The sequence below is a fragment of the Lacinutrix venerupis genome (assembly GCF_003663945.1).
GTDB classification, from domain to species: Bacteria; Bacteroidota; Bacteroidia; order Flavobacteriales; family Flavobacteriaceae; genus Lacinutrix; species Lacinutrix venerupis.
Window position 1 is genome coordinate 260647 of record NZ_RCCH01000004.1, and the last position, 21459, is coordinate 282105.

Sequence of the window (21459 nt, forward strand, 5' to 3'; positions counted from 1 at the left end):
CAGCGTAAACTGAAGCTTTTAACTTATATTTATGGAATTCTTATTCTACTATTAATTTTTTAATTATTTGATTATTATTTTGATTCACTTTCACAAAATAAACACCTGCTTCAAGATTTTTTACATTAAGTTGAAGTGATTCTGTTACAGTATTTTTTATAACTATTTTTCCCTGAACATCAATTACCTCTACAAAAGCATCTTCTTTCGTAATATTATTTAGTTTAATATTTACAATATTATTTGACGGGTTTGGATATAGTGTAAAGCCATTAGTATTAAATTCATCTACAGATAATGGTTGTGCTATAAATTCGGTTTCAAAAGTATTAGTAATAACAGGAGCATTAAAATCGAAATAAATTTCTGCTGAATTTGGAATTACTGTGCCTATTGCATAACCTGCAGATGGTTTAATTTTAAAATATACGTAACCATTGCTTCCAAAATCATCTTGTGACTGTGCTGGTAAATTAATATTATCGAACACCCATGTTAATTGATTTCCGTTTTGCGTTAATACATAATCGTGTTTAGAATTTAACATTTGTAATGTACTAATATCTAATAATGGATCTACTGTATTTTCTATTCTAACATTTATAGCTTCGGCTGTTCCAATGTTTTGAAATCTAATTGTGTAATACAAATACTCGTCTGTAGTAATAAAACTATTATATATTATTTCACGCCCATGAGATTCTGTTATATCATTAGGATCGTAAGAACCTATAACTTCTTGAGAAATTACTGAAATATTATTTTCTGGAACAACATCGTTACTTGCTGTAGAATATGTTGCAGAACTTGTTACAAACTCTCCTAAATTTACTGTTGGAGGTGTATATAATCTAAACCAAATAACTCTTGATTCTCCTGGTAAAAGATTTGTAAAATCTACTGTTGCTCCTGTTGCGTTTGGTGTTACAGATACTTGCGAGCTAAAAGCTGTAGCGTCTACGTAATTTACTAGTGGATCGTGAATAAAAGTAACTGTTCCCGATGCTATTGTTGTGGAACCTAAATTTTCTATAACTAAGTCGTTCCAATAATTAAATCCTGGTCTTGGTGCACTAAATGGTATTAAATATACCGCTAAATCTTCGCATGGCATTTGTTGAGTTATAGGAAAATCTACTGTTATAGTACTTCCATTAGCAACAGAAACATTTTCAAATAAAGCTGTTGAAATTGTAAAGCAATTCTCGTAACCAGTATTAGTAGCAAAAGTAATATCGTACGTATTAGTTTCCACTTGATTAACAATTGTAAAACTTCCTGTATTAGATTCTACTGTATTTATACTACCGTCATTATTTACTTCGTAAGTAAAAAATCCATTTGTAAATGGTGTGTCTGTACCATTAAAAACACCATCATTATTATCATCTAAAAAAGCATTAACTTCAATAAAACCAATGTTTGCACTACAAAACACATCAAAATCTATAACATCGTTTTCGCAACCAATTACGGAGCCATCAGACTGTATATAAATTGTTGCAGTTGTTCCGGTTGTTGTAAATGTTAATCCTGTTAAGTCTCCATCATCGTTTAAACCATATGGATTATCTGCATTTAAGTTTGTAACGCCATCACTATCTAATACAATTAACTCATCAAAATTATTTTCGGTACTTCCAGAATTAAATACAATATATAGAGTTGAACCATCACTACTAGAAAAATTGTATTGTTGTGTTTCATTATTTATATAACAAAAAGTAGTATTTACAGCATTTCCTTGCGCACAATCTACTATTACATTTGGATCTGCTCTGGTAGTAAAACTTTCTGTAATACATGTTGTTGCATTACCGTTAGCGTTATAAGGTGTAATGGTTACAAAATATTGTGTATTGTAGTTTAATGTTCCAACATTGTATGTATTTACATTACCAACATCTAAATTATTTAAAACTACAGTGCCATCTGCTAATGTAACTGTTAAATAGTATCCTGTTACTAATCCTGTAGCTGGGCTCCATGTTAAATCTGTATTTTCATTTACATCTACTGCTAAATCTTGTGGCTCTATTAGTGAAGCATTACAGTTGGGAACTGCTGCTGTATCAAAACAAGTTACTACATAGTCTATTGATGTATAGCCATTGTCTTGACAGTTAATACTTAAATCTGAATCTACATAAATAGTTATAGTATCTCCAGAAGCAATAAATGTTAGGTTTGATACATCTCCGGAATTTCCATAAGGTGTAGCATTTAAATTTGTAACACCATCGCTATCTAAAACTATTAGCTCATCGTAATTATTTTCTACTTGTCCAGAAATAATAACTAATTGTAGCGGTGTACCACTAATACTTGTGTAAGTAAATTGTTGCGTATTATTATTAGCGTAACAAAATGAGCTTGTAATTGGTTGTGCACAATCTACAAGCACCGGACAATTTTCTGTTACTAGATTAAAACTAGTAGTTGCAGGACATATTATTTGACTTCCATTAAAATAACCCGACACATAAATAGTTTGAAAACCTGAAAGTGATGTATAAGCAGTTGGGTTCTGAATTTCATTTACATTATTAAATGCATCTTGTTGAGATTCGTAAAAACCTATAGTTAACGTGTTAGGATCTTCTCCATTAATTATCTCTGGTAATGTAGTTGTTAAATCGAAAACTGCATTTCCATCACAAGCAATTAAATCTTGTGGTGTTCCTATTGCAAAAACAGTTCCCACTCCTACATTTACAGAATCGCTATTTGTACAACCTGTAAGAGGATTAGTTATTGTAACAGTATATGTACCAGCTGTTGTTACCACAATTTCTTGAGAAGTTTCTCCAGTACTCCATTGAAAAACATAATTAGCATCGTTAGTATTAGGGTTTAAAACTATTGATGTACCATCACAAATTGAATAATCTCCATTAAAATTTATAGTTGGTAATGGATTTACATTTAAAGCGATAGTAGTAAACACATATTCACCTGTAGAAGTTTCTGTTACTCCTGCATAAATAATAGGAATATTAGGACTATAACTGTAAGTAGAAGGATTTGTAATGGCATTAGTTTGTAATATTGCATCATCGTAATTCTCATAATAAGCAACAGTATAATCACTTGCAATAACACTACTTAAAATATCTGGATTAGCTGTTGTTAAATCGAACATAACAACTCCAGTGGCAGAACCACCACATGCATCAAGACTTGTTTCATTAATTTGAAAAGGCACATACTCTGTTAATAGTTGCAATGGTACAGTGGCAGAACAATTGTCATACGTACTCTCAACTCTTGCATAAACAGTTTGATAATTTTGTACAATATTTGTGTACGGAGAGCTTAATGCATTTGTATTATTATCTGCATCAACCTGCGTTTCGTGATAAGTTACTATAAAATTTGGAACGCCTCCAGTAATCTCATTATCTTTTAAATGCAGGTCAAAAGGAGTAAAACCATCATTATCTGGATCTGCAGCAATTAAAGGTGTTGGTTGCACAACTTGTAATTCGTTTACATATAAATAAAGTTCACTACTTACATTTACACATCCAGAATTTGGATCTTCAATTCTTATAGTAATTGTTTGGTAATATGGTGAATTAAAATTCTCGTAATATGTTGGGTTTGTTATTGGATTAGTATTTGCAACAGCATCGTTAGAACTTTCAAAATAAGAGACTAATAAACTTGAATTTCCATTAGTAACCTGACTTTCGAAAATAGTTAAATCAAAAACACCAACACCATTTCCATAGCCACAAGTCTCCATATCAAAAGCTAGCAGATTTATATTTAGTGAGTTCACTATCAAATTATACGTCACTACATTAGAAACACAGTTTCCTGAAGTAGAGTTTACTACAGCATAAATTGTTTGCGGATTTGTATAATTTGTAAAAGGACTTGAAAGCGGATTCACTTGTGCATCAGCATCAGCTTGAGTTAAGTAATATAAAACAATAAAATTATTAGGATCTTGACCTCCAAGAATTTGTTGATCCATTACAGTCAAATCAAATTCGGCAAAACCATCACCATCGTTGTCACATATTTCATAATCACTAGGTTGGTTTGTATTAGGAGTTAAAAGAACTGTAAAAGTTTCTGAACTCGTTAATGGCTGAGTTCCACTTGTTGTATACTCAATAGTATAAGTACCTCCAGATATTGCATTAGTTACTGTTCCAGTGGTTGCATCTATAACTGCACCATCTGTTGGTGTAGGATTAAAAGTAAAAGTACCTCCAGATTCTCCAGTAATGTTCACCACCGCACCATCGCAAGTTGGTGATATTTGGAAAGATGCATTTTGAGCGTAAATTATTGAAGATAATAGTAATGAAAATAAAACGAATAGTAATTGTTTTTTCATGATAGCGTGGTTATGTTGGTTAATTATTAATAAAACAATTAAAAAGTAAATATTCCTACTTATTCATATTTTATAAGACTTAAAATACATGCATATTTTATGTATAAACAATAGATTTAGCTTAAATTTGTTTCTACCTATAAATATACAGATATTATTTCTTTAATGATTGATAAACAAATAAATAGCACCCAAAACACATTAGTAAAACAAATAGTTTTATTAAAAGAAAAATCTCGCGAACGCAAAAAAACTGGATTGTTTGTAATTGAAGGTGCTCGTGAAATTGAATTAGCTACAAAAGGCAATTACAAGATTAAAACTATTATGTTTTATGCTGAATTATTTAATATCGAAAATTTAAAAACACTTAATATTGGTAATGCAGAAGTTATAGAAATTAGCAAAGAAGTTTACCAAAAAATAGCTTACAGAGAAACTACCGAAGGTATTATTGCTATAGCAGAAAGTAAAACAAACACTATTGAAGCCTTAAGTTTTAAAAATAACAATCCGTTAATTTTAATTGCCGAAGCTCCCGAAAAACCCGGAAATATAGGCGCTATTTTACGTACTGCAGATGCTGCAAATGTAGATGCTGTAATTATTGCAAATCCTAAAACCGATTTATATAACCCAAACATTATTCGGTCTAGTGTGGGTTGTTTATTTACCAACCAAATTGCAACAGGTTCTACTCAAGATATAATTGCTTTTCTTAAAGCTAAAAACATTAATATTTACTCTGCTATTTTACAAGAATCTCAAGACTACCATAAGCAAGATTACACACAACCAACAGCAATTGTTGTTGGCACGGAAGCTACAGGATTAAGTGAAGCTTGGAGGCTAGCTGCAAAACAAAATATTAGCATACCAATGCAAGGTGCAATAGATTCTATGAATGTTTCTGTTGCTGCAGGCATTTTAATTTTTGAAGCCAAGAGACAACGCGATTTTAAATAAAAACTTATAAATTAATTTATATTTAAAAATCACCAAACACCTCTATTTTAATACTTTTAATATAATAAACTGTATTTTTAAACATGACAGAAACCACTTTATTTTATATACTTATTGCAATTTTAATTATTAGTTTTTGTGTTGACCAAATATTAGATTTACTAAATGCTAAGCATTATAACGATGCTATACCAGAAGAGCTAAAAGATGTTTACAATACAGAAGAGTACCAAAAATCTCAGAATTACAAAAAAACAAATTACAAGTTCTCTATAGTAACAGCGTCCTTTTCCTTAATTACAACTTTAATTTTTTTCTTTTTAGATGGCTTTGCCTTTGTAGATGCTTTGGCTCGTAATTTCACATCAAACAATATTATAATAACACTTATATTTTTTGGCATTATTATGCTAGGAAACGATGTACTTGCCACACCGTTTGCATATTATAAAACCTTTGTAATTGAAGAAAAATTTGGCTTTAATAAAACCACAAAAAAGCTTTTTATTATTGATAAATTAAAAGGTTGGTTAATGGGTATTATTGTAGGTGGCGGAATTTTAACTTTATTAGTTTTATTCTACCAAATTGCAGGAAACAATTTCTGGTTATACGCCTGGGTTTTAATTGCTGTGTTTACCTTATTTATGAATCTGTTTTACTCCCGATTAATCGTACCTATATTTAATAAACAAACGCCTTTAGAAGCTGGAAATTTACGCGATGCCATTTCCAGTTATGCAAAAACTGTAGGCTTTAATTTAGATAAAATTTTTGTTATTGATGGCTCAAAACGAAGTACAAAAGCCAACGCTTATTTTTCTGGTTTTGGTAGCGAAAAACGCGTGACACTTTATGATACATTAATTAACGACTTAGAAAACGAAGAAATAATTGCCGTTTTAGCACACGAAGTTGGGCATTATAAAAAGAAACACATTATTTTTAATCTTGTAACCTCTTTACTACTTACTGGTTTAATGTTGTATGTATTATCGTTATTAATTGGCAATCCATTACTTTCTCAAGCATTAGGTGTAGCACAACCTAGTTTTCATATTGGTTTAATTGCCTTTGGTATTTTATATTCTCCAATATCTACAATTACTGGTTTAATTATGAATTGGTTTTCAAGAAAATTTGAATATCAGGCAGACGATTATGCAAAAAAAACATACAAAGCAGAACCTTTAATTACTTCGCTTAAAAAACTATCTAAAAATAGTTTAAGCAATTTAACACCGCATCCTGCATACGTTTTTATGCATTATTCGCATCCAACTTTGTTGGAGCGTTTTAGAAATTTAAAACAATAGACTAATTTGACATTGTTAAAATTATTAGATAACTTCGTTTATCGATTGATATAAAACATTGAAACGATTTTATATCAGTTAACACGTTAGCCCTTATTAAAAAAAACAACAATGAGTAAACCAACCATTTTCATATCTCATATTACGGAAGAAAAAGAAATAGCTAATTCAATTAAAGAATTTTTAGAAAAACGATTCTTAAAAACTATAAATGTTTTTGCTTCATCTCACGAAGAAAGTTTAAAGCTTGGAGACGATTGGATAAGTACTATTAAGAAGTCTATGAATGACTGTAAATTGATTGTTGTTTTGTGTAGTCCACTATCGATAACAAGACCTTGGATAAATTTTGAAGCAGGTGCAGGTTGGATTAGAAATATTCCTGTAATCCCACTATGCCATTCGGGTCTAACACCAGGTAAACTACCTGTACCAATAAATTCATTTCAAGGTGGCATCCTGAATAATGAATCCGACATATCCAAAGTATTTAAGCGTATTTCAGACATAATAGGAATAGATGTTCCTGACTCTACGGACAAAGATTTTTTTTCAGCGATAGAATCGTTTGAGACAGATATTAAAAATACTGCGTTATCAAAAGATACTGTTTTTATACACAATCTACTCTTTAGACAGATTGAATTATTAAAATACTCAATTTTTGCTTCAACACTCGATTACAAAGAACTTGAATCTGTTGACCTTCGTGGAAACGGACTGAAAAATCATAAATTCACTTTTAACGATACATTTAATTTGTTTAATGCTTCGTTACTTATGATATTCTCGCAAAAGAAAGTCTTTGATGTGTATCACCAAACTGTTCACGAGCTATCTGAAAATATAAAATTTGTGTTAACATATAGTCGTATTGAAATAGCACCAAAGTTGAGAGAGTTATTGAATGTATTTCTATTTTCTGCAATCAAAGTTGATGATTGGTACGATGGAGTTTCAATGCAGGACAAACAAACAAATAATGGATTGCGTGAAATGGTGATAAAGATGATTAAAGAAGAACCTCTGCCAGCAACAAGAAAATTTAGCAATATTATAAATCATTTTATTAATTATCACGAAAGTCTTGAATATTTTCAAAGTTGGGTGATTGAATATGAATCAGAAATAAACAACCTATTGGAAAATAAAAACAAGGGCTAACACCGTGTATAATTAATGGCTGGTTCTCGCCTACTTACGAAAATCCTCGCGGATTTTCTATTCGGTTTTTATTTGCTAAATTACGTGCTAAACCACGCAACGCATCATATACAAAACCGATAAACGAACTTTTAAAATAAAATAAAAAAGCACAGTTTAAAACTGTGCTTTTTTTAAATATTATAATTAGTTATACTAGTTACTTTCTCCTAACCAAGCATTCATCATCCAAACCGTTTTTTCTTGTTCAGAAATAAAGTCACTCATCATAGAGCTTGTTCCTTCATCGTTTGCATCTCCAGACTTGTCTAAAATTTCTCTTTCAATTTGTAATAATTCTGATAAAGAGTTTACAATTAATTGTACAGCATCTTCGTCTTTAGAAATATTTTTTCCAACAGGTACTTTTGCTGTATTAATATAATCTTCAAAAGTATGCAAAGGCGTCTCGCCTAAAGTTAAAATACGCTCGGCTAATGCATCGACTTTCATATTTGCATCTGTGTATAATTCTTCAAATTTAACATGTAAATCAAAAAAATTCTTTCCTTTTATATTCCAGTGGATACCTCTTAAATTTTGATAATAGGTTTGGAAATTTGCAAGTAAATTATTTAAATCTCCAGCTATATCTTTTGCTTTATTTGTTTCTAATCCTAAACTATTTAGTTTCATAATTTCTTATTTTCTATGTTATTATTTGCTTAAACAAAGTTACCAAGAAAATAAATGTTAATTATTATAAATTTTATTGATACATTTTATATTTTTATAGTTTAAAACTATATAAATGACTATAACACAACTATCATATGTTCTTGCGGTTGCAGAACACCAAAACTTTACAAAAGCAGCCGAAAAATGCTTTGTAACACAGCCTACATTAAGTATGCAAATACAAAAATTAGAAGACCAATTAGATATTTTAATTTTTGATAGAAGTAAAAAACCAATAGAACTAACCGAAGTTGGAAAAAAAATAGTTAGCCAAGCAAAAAATATTGTAAACGAGTCGCATAGAATACAAGATATTGTAGACCAACAAAAAGGTTTTATAGGTGGCGAATTTAAATTAGGTATTATACCTACGGTTATGCCAACACTTTTACCAATGTTTTTAAAAACGTTTGTAAAAAAGTACCCAAAAGTTAAGCTTAAAATAGAAGAACTTACTACCGAAGATATAATTACAAAAATTAACGATGGCCATTTAGATGCTGCTATTGCTGCAACTCCTTTAGAAAACGATTCTATTAAAGAGCGTGTATTGTATTTTGAACCTTTTATGGCTTACATACCACAAAGTCATCGTTTAAGCGCAAAAAAAACAATTACTACAGACGATTTAGATATTGATGACATGTTACTTCTTGAAGATGGGCATTGCTTTAGAGATGGTGTAATTAATTTATGTCGTGTATTTAAGGATCATAAAGATGATAGTTTTCAATTAGAAAGTGGTAGTATTGAGACATTAATTAAACTTTCTAACGAAGGTTTAGGCATGACACTCCTACCGTACCTACATACTTTAGATATTAGCGAAAAAACACGAAATAATTTAAAACCATTTAGCGCACCTTCTCCAGCAAGAGAGGTAAGTATTATTTACCATAAAAGTGAACTAAAAATGCAAATTATAGAAGCGCTACAAGATGTAATTTCTGGAATTATTAGAGGTGCTATTACATTTCAAAATGTACAAATAATTAGTCCTATTGCTAAATAATTTAAGCTTAAGCATATAAAAAAAGCGACTATTAAAGTCGCTTTTTTTTTATAAGACTACAACTTATAAGGCAAAATTAACATAAACCGAAATACGTTGTTTTGACTCTACATTATCACCAAACAAACTTTGGCTTAATGGCAATGTATAACTGGCTCCAAAAATAAATTTTTCGATTGCTAATTCGGAACCAAAAGAGGCATTAACTATAGTTCCATCTGTATCTTTTAATGTTTCTCCATACTGCTCAATTTCATTATAAACATCTCCCGAGATGCCTACAAATGGCATAATATTCATTTTCTGTGTAGAGAAAGCTCTAAAAACATTTACCGAATAGCTTAACTGATTGCCAAACTGGTAATTGTTTTTATTTTCTCCTTTTAAATAATAACTTATTAATGTGTTTACACCATACATGTTCCCTCCGTAATTATAGCCTAAAGAAAAAATTCCATCTACACTTCCTGTTCCAACTTGAAAACCTGGATTTACATTATCCGATAATCTTTGTTCAAACTTTCCTGTGGGTAATTTTACACCTAAGCCAAACTGTAACGAGTGACCTGAAGCTATTTTTTCGTTATTAAAGTCTACAGTATTTTCGTCTTGTTTTTTATAAAATGGTAATTTATACCAACCTATAAGGCTGGCGTCTCCAATACCATTTATATTTTCTTTTACATTATTAAAGTTTCTTGTTAGGTCTTGATAAGGTAAATTTGCAGACACATAAAAAGAATTATTTATAGGTATTTGAGCCCATAATTGGTAAGTATTAAAACTTTCCTTACTAATTGGAGAGTTTTCAAAAATACCGTTTTTAGATTCAAAATTTTGATAAATATATCTTACACCTACAAAATTTGCATTACTTAATGTACCAAATCCAAAACTTCCACTACTTGTAGAACAACCACATAAATCACAAAAAAAAGAAAATGTTTCGTGGTTACTACAACTACCTTTTTTCTCGTGTGCTTCACTATTATTTGTTATTAAAAAAACAAATAAAGTTAATACTACTATTTTTTTAAAATTCTGCAAATCTTTCATCTTCTAAAAATTCATAATCTGTTAATGTTTTCAAGAAAGCGATTATACTTTCTTTTTCGTAATCCGAAAGGTCTATACCATAACTACCGTCCGCTTTTAGTAATGATGCGTCTACATTACCATTATCTGTAAGTCCTGAATCGTAAAAATTTAAAACAGCTTCTAATGTCGCAAATCTACCATCGTGCATGTATGGATAAGTTACTTCTACGTTACGTAAACTTGGCACTTTAAATTTGTACAAATCGTCTGGATTGTTTCCTATTTCATAACGTCCTAAATCGTTTAGCTGCGGATTAATAGATAAACCATTATTTCTAAAACTCTGGTCTGTAAACAAATCTGTAGCGTGGCATGACGCGCATTTAGCTTCAAATGTATTTAAACCATCTTGTTCTATTAATGTAAGTGTTGTATTCTCTTCATTTCTAACATATTTATCGTACTTAGAGTTAGAAGAGACCATTACCAACATAAATTGAGATAAGGCTTTTAATATATTTTCTGAACTAACTTCTCCATCATTAAAAGCACGAGCAAATTGCTCTTGGTAATAAGAGTCTGAGCTTAGTTTTTGTACCACATTACCTAATGTTTCTCCCATTTCAACTTCACTTATTATGGGAATTATAGGCTGCAAATCTAAATGCGTTGCAGAGCCATTCCACATAAATGAAGTTTGATATGCCATATTTTGAATGGGCTGTGCGTTTCTAAAACCTATACCACCATTAACGCCATGGCTTAAATTATGTCCGTGATGTGTAAAAGCAAAAGCTTGTTCGTGACAAAAAGCACAAGCTAGAGCATTGTTAGAAGACAATCTACCTTCGTAAAATAGTTTCTTTCCAAGTTCTACACCAGCATCGGTAAGAGGATTATTGTCTAAATTATAAGTGATTTCTGGGAAGTTTGAAGGCCAATCTACCGTTAAAGGGACCGCTTCGTAAGTTGCTATATTTTCAGAATTAGAGCACGAAAACAACACCAAAATACTTATAAAAAAAATAATTATTTTTCTCATAATTATTGTTATAGTAAAACCATTGAAGATAAAATCTCCAATGGTTTTAATTACTAATTAATTGTTGTGTACGTGATGTACCGAAAACATACCATTTATATTATTTGCTATAATTGGTGTTTCTACTTCATCAACATGTACTTGATCGTATCCATCTGCAAAATTCGCAGTTGTAGCGCCATCAAATACTTTTGCTATATCTGCTTTTATGTGTACTTCTGGCGAAGTGTCTTGTCTAACTATAACAGTGTTTGGAAATGTTAGTGTAACTTCTCTATAATTATCTAATGAGGAACCAACGCTTCCCATATGCACATTTAAAGGCTCGTTTGTAACCGAAGTAGTAGAAAAAGTACCATCTAATCTAATAAATTTATAACCTGAAGCCCAACTCCACATCATACCTTCGTCTGATGCTTCATCTAAAAAATCTCCTTGACCTTCTGCGCCTAAAGCAAAACGTTCTTGATCTATACCAACACCAAAAGTTACTTCTGTATAGTTAGCAGCTGTAACATTATCTAACGTTAAATATATTTCTCCAGCATTATTGCCATTAGCTTCGCTAATAATAAATGCATTATCCTCAACAGGATACATAAATGTATTACCATTAGAATCTTTTACTCTTACATTACTAATAATGTATTTTAAATTAGTTAATTGAAAAGATTCGTTATTAGATTTATTATAAGTTGTACCAAAAATAAAATCTTGGTCTCCTACTCCATTATCGAATTTTAATGTTAATGGTCCTGTTTGCCCAATTAAGGCTTCTGCGCTATCATCGTCTGATGAGCACGCAAATATTGTTGCGCATAACAATAGCGCAAATGTAAATTTTAAAGTTTTCATTTGTTTAAATTTTATGTATTGTAATAATTTTTAAGTCTTTATAATTAAAGACTAGCGGAAATAAAATTTAAACAATAGGAGGTTTAAAATGTGAATAATCGAACATGTAAGTATACAGTTGATTCGATTTTAAAGGTGTTTTAGTTTTTGTAGTAAAAACTACTTTTGAAATTTTGTTATAATTATATTCTGAGTAGAATACAGGAAAAAAAGCTTCTGCCAAATTATATACTGCAATGTCACTTTTTGTATTTGTTGTTGCTGTTGCTAACTGTTTTGTTAAATGACATTTACCATTACATTGCAACTTAGGTTCATCTTTATTAATACAATAGGTTTCAATTATATAATCTATATTTAATTGAAAATAAGCCACATAACCAACATGGTAAACAGGTCTAGCTGCAAAAGACACTAAAAGTACTATAAGAGTTAATTGTTTCAGGCTATTATGATTTTTCGCAAAGATAAAGTTGTAATATTAATTTCACTAAATATTTAACGTAAAAAAAGCGACTTTACAGTCGCTTTTTTTTATGCTTTTAAATAAATTAGACATTGATTTAAATCTGGGTTTTTATGTATTAAAGATTCTATATAAATCTTTATTTCTTCAACTTCGTAAGGTAATAAACGTTGAAGTGCTTTTTGAACCTCCTTACAAAACAAGTTGGCATCAAAACTAACTTTATTAAGTATTGTTTTGGTGTACTCGAACATTGCTCTTGCCATAGTATTATTGTGTTTAATTAAGTAATAAAAGTAAATTTGTTGAATAGGCAAACGGTTTATAAATTCGATTAAATGTAGTAAAAAAAACAATTCGAAATCGTTTTAGATACTATTTTAACAGTTAAAAAATTCCCAATTAACATATTTAAAATTTGTTATCACCATCTAACAAATCTCCTAATCCTCCTAAAATACTACCTTCTCCTTTACTTTTTCCTCCTCTTGGAACACTAGATAAAACACGACCGGCTAATCTACTAAATGGTAATGACTGTATGTACACTGTACCTGGACCTTGAAGCTTTGCAAAAAACAAACCTTCTCCTCCAAATACAGTATTTTTAATACCACCAACAAACTCTATATCGTAATTAACGTCTTGTGTAAAGCCAATAATACAACCCGTATCTACACGTAATGTCTCTCCTGCTTTTAATTCTTTTTTTGCTGTAGTTCCTCCTGCATGTACAAACGCCATACCGTCACCTTCTAACTTTTGCATTATAAAACCTTCTCCTCCAAAAAGTCCTCTGCCTAATTTTTTACTAAATTCTACTCCTATACTAACTCCTTTGGCTGCGCATAAAAAAGCATCTTTTTGGCAAATAAATTTTCCTTTAAACTCTGTTAAATCTATAGAAATAATTTTTCCAGGATATGGAGATGCAAAAGAAACGTTACGTTTACCGTCTAAGGCATTATAAAAAGCAGTCATAAATAAACTTTCTCCAGTTAATATACGCTTTCCAGCTCCTAAAATTTTACCAAAGAAACCTTCATCTTTTTTAGAGCCGTCTCCAAAAATGGTTTCCATTTTTATGCCATCGTCCATCATCATAAAACTACCAGATTCTGCAATAACTCCTTCTTGTGGATCAAGCTCTATTTCTACATATTGCATTTCTTCTCCGTAAATTCTATAGTCTATTTCGTGTGCTGTCATAATTTTAAGTTTTTGGTTATACCTTTATATGTTGGCTTATTAAATAAAATGTTACAGTTATTTTTTATTTTTAACTTTTACACTCCATTCAAAATTAAATGTAGATACTATTACTCCATCTTGATTTGTACCTATAGATTGCATCCAAAGAGTTTGACCTTCTCCTGTAGCAATGGTTTGTTTTAATGCCTCGTCTATTAAATGTCCATCTTTACAAGTAAATGTAATTTTACCAGTTGCTTTTTTAGTAAAAGTAGCATTGTTATTAGATACTAACATAGAAATATTTTTACCCGAACTTCTAATTTTTGCCAAAACCAATGCACCAGTTGTAAGCTCTGCAGCCATACCTTGCACTGCCCAAAACATAGATTTAAATGGGTTTTGATTAATCCAACGGTGTTTAACTTTTACAGTACACGCGTTATTATCTATAGTTTTAACTCTAACTCCAGTAAAAAATACTGATGGTAATTTAAAAAAGTTGAAAGTGTTTATTTTACTTGGTGTAAGCTTCATATTTATTTTTTGGTTTTCTCAAAATTATTGAAAAAATTCAACACTACAACATGTTAAAATTTTGTTAATTTTTAGTACTATGCGTAACATAATACCTTTTTTTAGACATATATTTGCATAAGAAACTATTATATACTTTTTAAAATGAAAGAAAATAACCATACAAATATTGCCACGTTTATACATCTATCTACCTTTTCAAGGTTTATAATTCCTTTTGGAAACTTTTTGGGACCTTTAGTATTATGGATAATAAATAAAGAAAAGTCTGAATTTATAGACGAGCATGGTAAACAGGCAATTAACTTTCAAATAAGTATTTTAATATACTCGTTAATAATAGGTTTAATTACTATTCCTTTTTTTGCTTTTAGTTTATTAAGCGGTTTAGATTTTATGGATTTTAATCTTTTTAACGGCATTCATTTTAACATAAGCAAACCTACTCCTTTATTTTACATAGGTGGTTCTTTAGGCTTTTTAGCAGTTATAGCTTTCATTCTAGAAATTGTTTTTATAATAAAAGCTAGTATTAAAGCAAGAGATGGAGATAGTTACGAGTATCCATTTTCTATTAAATTTTTAAAATAATTCATCAATAATAAATCAATCAAAAAATGAACAGTTTAACAACATTAAATTTCATGAGAATATGAAGATAGAAAACACAAAAGCACAAATGCGTAAAGGTGTTTTAGAGTACTGCATTTTATCTGTTTTAAAAGATAAAGATGCTTATGTCGCAGAAATTTTAGGTACACTAAAAGACGCTAAATTGCTTGTAGTAGAAGGTACTATTTACCCACTACTTACTAGACTTAAAAATGCTGGACTTCTTAATTACCGTTGGGAAGAAAGCACTTCTGGACCACCAAGAAAGTATTACGGATTAACAGAAACAGGACAACTGTTTTTAAAAGAATTAAGCACAACTTGGGACGAATTACAAACCGCAGTTAACATCGTTACACCATCAAAAAACAACACTAATGAATAAGACAGTCAACATAAATTTAGCAGGTATATTTTTTCACATAGATGAAGATGCATACTTAAAATTACAGCGCTATCTTGAGGCTATAAAACGTTCATTTACAGATTCTCAAGGACGTTCTGAAATAATAGCAGATATAGAAGCTCGTATTGCAGAACTATTTACAGAACGCATTATAAACAACAAACAAGTTATTGGAAACAAACAAGTAGACGAAGTTATAGCCATAATGGGACAACCCGAAGACTACCTTGTTGATGACGAAATATTTGAAGACGAGCCACAACAAAAAAGCTATACAAAAGGACGTTCTAAAAAACTATATAGAGATACAGAAAACTCTTATGTTGGAGGTGTTTCTTCTGGTTTAGGGCACTATCTTGGTATAGATGCTTTATGGGTAAGACTAATATGGATTGTTCTTATTTTTGGTTTTGGAACAGGTATACTTATTTACATATTGCTTTGGATATTAGTTCCAGAGGCCAAAACAACTTCGGAAAAAATATTAATGACAGGAGAAAACGTTACCATTTCTAACATCGAAAAAAAAATTCGTGATGGTTTTGAAAGTGTTTCAGAAAGTGTAGGCCCAACACTTCAAAACGCAGGAGACAACCTTAAAAAAGGCTTTGAAAACGCAAGTGATAACTTAAAAAAAATAGATGTTAACAAATCTACAAGTAAAATAAAATCTAGCTCGCAAACCTTTTTCGATACCATTGCAGATATCTTTATGTTTATATTAAAAATATTTGCAAAATTTATTGGTCTTATTTTAATGTTTGTAGGTGCTGTAGGAGCCATTGCTGCAACCGTAGCTCTTTTTATTAGTGCTTTTGGAAATAGAAACTCTGTTAATATGAGTCCAGACTTTTTAGAATTAGCAAATAGTTCTGGCATTCCATTTTTTCTAGTTGCATTATTAGGGTTTTTCTCTTTTGTAATTCCTTTTTTACTCTTATTCTATTTAGGACTAAAAATTTTAATAACCAATCTTAAATCTATTGGCAATGTTGCTAAATTCACACTATTAGGTGTTTGGTTATTATCTATTATAGGTTTAGCAGTTGTTGGTGTTAGACAAGGCTTATCTTATAAAGAAAAAGCACCATCGATTACTACAGAACGATTTGAAAACATTACTAAAAAAGATACTCTTTACTTATCTATGAGAGATAATGAAGTTTATGCCGATGGCTACTATAAAAACTTTCATGATTATGAAACTGCTTTTAACGACAACGGAAATAAAATAACATACTCTAGAGGTGTACAATTTAGAGTGCGCTCTACAAGAGATAGTGTTGCTAAAATTAAAGTAATTAAAACTTCTAGAAACGAATCGTTTGAATCTGCTAAAAAACTAGCAAACAACATTATTTATCAATACGAACTAGTTGGTAACGAATTACTTTTAGACAATCATTTTATAATACCAAATGACGATATTAAAAGAAATCAAGAAGTTGAAATTACAATATATTTACCTATTGGAACCACTTTATTTGCCGATGAAAACACACATAGATTTCATATAAGAAATGGTTTATTATCTAAAACAAAGGAAGGTCATTTTCTTGAAGTTGCTAATGGTAAGCTAATTTGTAACGATTGTGACAACAAAGACAACGAAGATGACGACGATTTTGAAATTGATGTTAATATTAACAACGAAGGCGCTAAATTAAAAATAAATTCTGATGGTATTAAAGCTGAAGCAAAAGCAAATTCTATAGAACTTAATGAGGATGGCGTAAAAAGTAAAACCAATAACGTTGAAGTTAATATAAACGAAGATGGTATTAAAATAACATCGGATCCGGATAATAAATAATCAATCAAAAAAACCAAACAGTTATGATTTACATTGCAGAATTAGTAATTATTTTAATTTTAAATGTTTTAGTATAACAAAAACATCAACCAAAAAAATACAACCAACCGCAGCCATCCCATTCTTTTTAAAAGTTTGGGATGGTTTTTGTTATATATTTGCCGAACAATTAATTTTAAAATTTCCGCTGCATTCTATTATTTAACGCAGTAGAAATACTGTAACAACACATGAAAACAAAACTACACACTCTTATTCTTATTTGCTTAATTAGTTTTTCTGCTTTTTCTCAAAGCACAGAAAAAATAAAAGGTAGCAGAAATGTTACTACTCAAACTACAGAAATAGACGCTTTTAACCGTTTGGTTATAGATAACGATTTTGAGATTAACATAAAGCAAGGCGATGTACCATCAATACAAGTACGAACAGACGATAATTTACACGAAGTAATAGAATTTGCTGTAAACGAAGGAAGCTTAAGTTTTAAAACTAATAAGAGAATTACATCTAGCAAAGCAATGGAAATTACTGTAATATTTAAAGACGAATTAAATATTATAGAACTAAAAGAAAACGCTCAATTATCGACAATTAGCCCTATAAATGTTACGGACTTAATTTTAAGAACCAAAGAATCTGCAAAAGTATTTTTAACCATTGAAGCTGAAAATTTTCAATACGTTGCAGCAGGAAAAACAAAAGCAGCATTAAATATCACTTCTAAATCTACCATTTTAGATTTAAGCGACAATACAGGAATTGAAGCTCTTATAAACTCTGATGCTATTACAGTAGATATGTTACAACGTGCTAATGCAAGATTAGAAGGTGATGCTACAGATTTAAATGTAAATATCGATAATTCTTCAGTTTTAAAAGCTGAAAAACTTACCGTTAAAAATTGCACTTTACATACAGAAGGCAGAGCAGACGCACATATTGAAGCCTCTAAAAATTTAATTATTGAAGCCTCTGGTACTACAGAAACATATATTTATGGTAGTCCAAAAATAGAATTAAAGACCTTTGAAGATGAAGCTATTTTAAGGAAAAAATAGACAATAAATATATTTATAATAAAAAAGCCGAAGCTGTTGCTTCGGCTTTTTTTTATTACATAGTAATATTATTTAGTTATATGTAGAAGTACTAACCTCAAAACTTGCATCCTTAGCAGCTAAATAACGCTCTGCATCTAAAGCAGCCATACAACCTGTTCCAGCTGCTGTAATAGCCTGTCTATATACATGATCTGCAGCATCTCCACTTACAAAAACACCATCTACATTTGTTTTAGATGTTCCTGGCTTTGCATTAATAATATAACCTGTTTCGTCTAAGTCTAAGAAATCTTTAAAAATATCTGTATTTGGTTTGTGCCCAATAGCTACAAAAAATCCTGTTGCAGGAATTTCATGTTTTTCGTTAGTTTGGTTATTAACAACTCTAACGCCAGTTACAACTTGCCCGTCTCCTAAAACCTCATCTGTTTCAGTATTAAAAAGTATCTCGATATTTTCTGTATTTTGAACTCTGGCAGCCATAATTTTAGATGCTCTAAATTCGTCTCTTCTAACAAGCATTGTAACTTTTTTACACAATTTAGATAAGTAGTGTGCTTCTTCACAAGCACTATCTCCTGCTCCAACAATTACAACTTCTTGATTTTTGTAAAAGAATCCATCGCAAACTGCACATGCCGATACTCCACCACCAAGCTTTAAATATTTTTGCTCAGAATCTAAACCTAAATATTTAGCACTAGCTCCTGTAGAAATAATAACAGTATCGCAGTGAATTTCTTTTTCCTCATTTACCCATACTTTATGGACATCTCCAGAAAAATCAACTTTTGTAATCCAGCCGTCACGTACATCTGTTTCAAAACGTTGTGCTTGCGCTTGAAGTTCCATCATCATTGCAGGTCCAGTAATTCCTTCTGGATAACCAGGGAAATTTTCAACTTCGTTAGTAGTTGTTAACTGTCCTCCAGGCTGTGTTCCTTGATATAAAACTGGTTTCATATTTGCTCTGGCAGCATAAATAGCAGCAGTATATCCTGCTGGTCCAGATCCTATAATTAGGCATTTTACTTTTTCTATTGTATCAGACATAATCGTATTTTTATATTACAAAAATAGCTTTTTTTAATAGAAAGCATAATGTTAAGTTATCAACAGAATTTATGCGCTAATAAATGAGAATAATACTCTTAAAATTATACTAAAACAGTCAAAAAAAGATGTTAATTAGGCACATAGTGTTAATCTATAAACTTAAATTTAAAGAAAATTCTAAATAATTTAACTGAAATTATGAATACTATGGTAACCAACGAAAAAGAAACTGTATTATATTATAACTCTGAAACTTCTTTAGGCAAACAGAGTTTACCTTACACTGAGTCTTCTCAACAAAACATAAAAACAATTGATGTTTCAAAAACGAAAATAACAGGAACAGAATGGGCTAATATTACTAGCAAACTTAATATTACCATTAGCGAGTTAGTAGACCAAAATCATCCAGATTACAAAAAAAATTATGGTGATGCCGTAAACCTATCTGAAGATGATTGGATTAAAATACTTACCGCAAATCCAGAAACTTTAAGCTACTCTATATTAGTAGTTAATGAGGATTTTCACTTAATAAAATCACCTTCTCAAATAGCTAAACTACTAGAAAAAGAAGACAGCAATTTTGATGCGAGAAATAAGGATTAGTAAAAAATAATCCTTTTTAAATAGCATTTACTTTAATTTAACCAACAAAACAATGCCAATTTCTCAAACATTAAAACACGATGCTATTAAAAACATTGTGTTAAAGCTCTCTAAAACAATAAATACAGAATACGAAGAGGATAATAACGAATTATGTTTCGATTTCCCTAAAAACATTGGCGACGGCTATTTTAAAGCTATTGAATTTGATTTTGGCGTAGGCATTATTATTGCCGATTTTTTAATTAATGAAAATCTATCTATCACTTTTGAAAAAGACAAAATAAATCCTTTAAAGTTTTTTTTTAACCTAGACACTGAAGTTAAATTTAAAGATTCTGAAAATGACTTAAAATTAAATAGGCTTGAAAGCTTACTTGTAAGTCCAGCTACTAACGAGGCTCAAACTTTTAATTTTAATAAAAACAAACCTAATACCTTTTTTTATATTCAAATAAACCGTAAACTTTATGAAGAAAAAATTGAAAAATTTATTGGTGATATGGATGAAGATTTAGAAACTTTATTTCGAGATTTAAACGGTATTAATAAATTTCATTTTAAAAGTTATTATTCTTTAGAGATTGCAGAATTAATAGAAGATTTTAAATCCTGTGATCTTACAGATTTTATGCAATCTGTTTATTTAGAAGGTAAAACTTACGAAATAATCACTCAATACTTAAACCAATTTACAAAGAAAAATAATAATCCTGGTAAACATAAACTGTTAAGAAAAGCTACTGTATCTAAAATAGAAGAAGCGGTACAAATTATAAAAAATGAAATAGATGTAAGAATTAGCGTAAATGCCTTAGCGAAACGTGTTGGCTTAAACCAAAACACATTACAAGCAGGTTTTAAACTGCTATTTTCAACCTCTGTAAACGAATATATTAGAGACCATAAAATAGAATATGCCAAAAATTTATTAGAAAATTCTGAGTTAAACATTACTGAAATCACTTATAAAATAGGCATAAACTCCAGAAGTTATTTTTCGAAATTATTTAAAACAAAATATGGGCTTAGTCCAAAACAATATTTAACTCAATTTAGAAAAAATGAAAATAAATCTGCATAATGGTTAATTTAAAACCGAAATAACAAAAAAAAATGCGCTATCCATTTATAAAATGTGCTCAATAGTGTTATTCATCGTTTCAAATTTGTTAATCAATAAAGTACAAATTAAGTTTTTTTGTAACCAAACCAATATCCCTTTTTAATTTTAAAATTGATTA

General features: G+C 30.1%; 20 protein-coding genes. 10 read left to right on the forward strand and 10 right to left on the reverse strand.

What is annotated here, in order from left to right:
• Nucleotides 1–40 precede the first annotated feature (40 nt).
• Complete coding sequence (locus CLV86_RS07805; RefSeq protein WP_121051399.1) at nt 41–4351, reverse strand: T9SS type A sorting domain-containing protein; 4311 nt, start codon at nt 4349–4351, stop codon at nt 41–43.
• 165 nt (nt 4352–4516) lie between these two features.
• Here CLV86_RS07805 and CLV86_RS07810 point away from each other — a divergent pair, with 165 nt between their 5' ends.
• The 3 genes from CLV86_RS07810 (at nt 4517) to CLV86_RS07820 (ending at nt 7797) form a co-directional block, all read left to right on the forward strand.
• Nucleotides 4517–5317 (forward strand): TrmH family RNA methyltransferase, encoded by an 801-nt coding sequence (locus tag CLV86_RS07810; RefSeq protein WP_121051401.1) that lies wholly within the window; start codon nt 4517–4519, stop codon nt 5315–5317.
• An 83-nt stretch (nt 5318–5400) separates the two neighbouring features.
• Nucleotides 5401–6633 carry a M48 family metallopeptidase gene (locus CLV86_RS07815; RefSeq protein WP_121051403.1) on the forward strand — a complete coding sequence of 411 codons (1233 nt, stop codon included), beginning with the start codon at nt 5401–5403 and terminating at the stop codon, nt 6631–6633.
• A gap of 111 nt (nt 6634–6744) precedes the next feature.
• Nucleotides 6745–7797: a toll/interleukin-1 receptor domain-containing protein gene (locus CLV86_RS07820; protein ID WP_121051405.1), complete on the forward strand. Its 1053-nt coding sequence runs from the start codon at nt 6745–6747 to the stop codon at nt 7795–7797.
• A 195-nt stretch (nt 7798–7992) separates the two neighbouring features.
• Here the strand turns inward: CLV86_RS07820 and CLV86_RS07825 are convergent, their stop codons facing one another.
• Complete coding sequence (locus tag CLV86_RS07825; protein WP_121051407.1) at nt 7993–8472, reverse strand: Dps family protein; 480 nt, start codon at nt 8470–8472, stop codon at nt 7993–7995.
• Between the two features lie 115 nt (nt 8473–8587).
• Here CLV86_RS07825 and CLV86_RS07830 point away from each other — a divergent pair, with 115 nt between their 5' ends.
• Nucleotides 8588–9526, forward strand: a complete 939-nt coding sequence (locus CLV86_RS07830; RefSeq protein WP_121051409.1) for a LysR family transcriptional regulator — start codon at nt 8588–8590, stop codon at nt 9524–9526.
• A 63-nt stretch (nt 9527–9589) separates the two neighbouring features.
• Here CLV86_RS07830 and CLV86_RS07835 read toward each other — a convergent pair whose 3' ends face one another.
• From CLV86_RS07835 to CLV86_RS07865, 7 genes are all read right to left on the reverse strand, one after another.
• A complete protein-coding gene (locus tag CLV86_RS07835) occupies nt 9590–10582 on the reverse strand; it encodes a transporter family protein (RefSeq protein ID WP_211330596.1) in 993 nt (330 codons plus the stop codon).
• The gene (locus CLV86_RS07840) at nt 10560–11606 is read right to left on the reverse strand and encodes a cytochrome-c peroxidase (protein WP_121051411.1); all 1047 of its coding nucleotides are present in this window, start codon (nt 11604–11606) and stop codon (nt 10560–10562) included. Before CLV86_RS07840 ends, CLV86_RS07835 begins: the two co-directional genes overlap by 23 nt.
• A 57-nt stretch (nt 11607–11663) precedes the next feature.
• Nucleotides 11664–12461 carry an MbnP family protein gene (locus CLV86_RS07845; protein ID WP_121051413.1) on the reverse strand — a complete coding sequence of 266 codons (798 nt, stop codon included), beginning with the start codon at nt 12459–12461 and terminating at the stop codon, nt 11664–11666.
• A 67-nt stretch (nt 12462–12528) separates the two neighbouring features.
• A complete protein-coding gene (locus CLV86_RS07850) occupies nt 12529–12876 on the reverse strand; it encodes a hypothetical protein (protein WP_121051415.1) in 348 nt (115 codons plus the stop codon).
• A gap of 119 nt (nt 12877–12995) precedes the next feature.
• On the reverse strand, nt 12996–13193 hold the full coding sequence (locus CLV86_RS07855) for a hypothetical protein (protein ID WP_076733723.1): 198 nt from the start codon (nt 13191–13193) through the stop codon (nt 12996–12998).
• Between the two features lie 145 nt (nt 13194–13338).
• A complete protein-coding gene (locus CLV86_RS07860; RefSeq protein WP_121051417.1) occupies nt 13339–14136 on the reverse strand; it encodes a TIGR00266 family protein in 798 nt (265 codons plus the stop codon).
• A 57-nt stretch (nt 14137–14193) separates the two neighbouring features.
• Nucleotides 14194–14655 carry a DUF4442 domain-containing protein gene (locus CLV86_RS07865; protein ID WP_121051419.1) on the reverse strand — a complete coding sequence of 154 codons (462 nt, stop codon included), beginning with the start codon at nt 14653–14655 and terminating at the stop codon, nt 14194–14196.
• Nucleotides 14656–14799: 144 nt separating this feature from the next.
• Between CLV86_RS07865 and CLV86_RS07870 the strand changes: the two genes are divergently transcribed.
• The 4 genes from CLV86_RS07870 to CLV86_RS07885 all read left to right on the forward strand — a co-directional run bounded on the left by CLV86_RS07870 (nt 14800) and on the right by CLV86_RS07885 (nt 18547).
• Nucleotides 14800–15246 (forward strand): DUF4870 domain-containing protein, encoded by a 447-nt coding sequence (locus CLV86_RS07870; protein WP_076733726.1) that lies wholly within the window; start codon nt 14800–14802, stop codon nt 15244–15246.
• A 61-nt stretch (nt 15247–15307) separates the two neighbouring features.
• Nucleotides 15308–15652, forward strand: coding sequence for a PadR family transcriptional regulator (locus tag CLV86_RS07875; RefSeq protein WP_076733727.1), 345 nt, complete (start codon nt 15308–15310; stop codon nt 15650–15652).
• Complete coding sequence (locus CLV86_RS07880) at nt 15645–17486, forward strand: PspC domain-containing protein (protein ID WP_121051421.1); 1842 nt, start codon at nt 15645–15647, stop codon at nt 17484–17486. The genes CLV86_RS07875 and CLV86_RS07880 overlap by 8 nt, the downstream gene beginning before the upstream one ends.
• 230 nt (nt 17487–17716) lie before the next feature.
• Nucleotides 17717–18547, forward strand: a complete 831-nt coding sequence (locus CLV86_RS07885; RefSeq protein WP_121051424.1) for a GIN domain-containing protein — start codon at nt 17717–17719, stop codon at nt 18545–18547.
• A gap of 72 nt (nt 18548–18619) precedes the next feature.
• On the opposite strand, the gene trxB is transcribed toward CLV86_RS07885, so the two are convergent.
• Entirely contained in the window at nt 18620–19603 is a 984-nt protein-coding gene (trxB, locus tag CLV86_RS07890; protein WP_076733729.1) for a thioredoxin-disulfide reductase, read from the reverse strand.
• A gap of 201 nt (nt 19604–19804) precedes the next feature.
• On the opposite strand from trxB, the gene CLV86_RS07895 reads away from it, so the two are divergent.
• Together CLV86_RS07895 and CLV86_RS07900 are read left to right on the forward strand one after the other, a co-directional pair.
• Nucleotides 19805–20215, forward strand: a complete 411-nt coding sequence (locus CLV86_RS07895; RefSeq protein ID WP_121051426.1) for an arsenate reductase family protein — start codon at nt 19805–19807, stop codon at nt 20213–20215.
• Between the two features lie 52 nt (nt 20216–20267).
• Nucleotides 20268–21299, forward strand: a complete 1032-nt coding sequence (locus CLV86_RS07900) for a helix-turn-helix domain-containing protein (protein ID WP_121051428.1) — start codon at nt 20268–20270, stop codon at nt 21297–21299.
• The last annotated feature ends 160 nt before the right edge of the window (nt 21300–21459 follow it).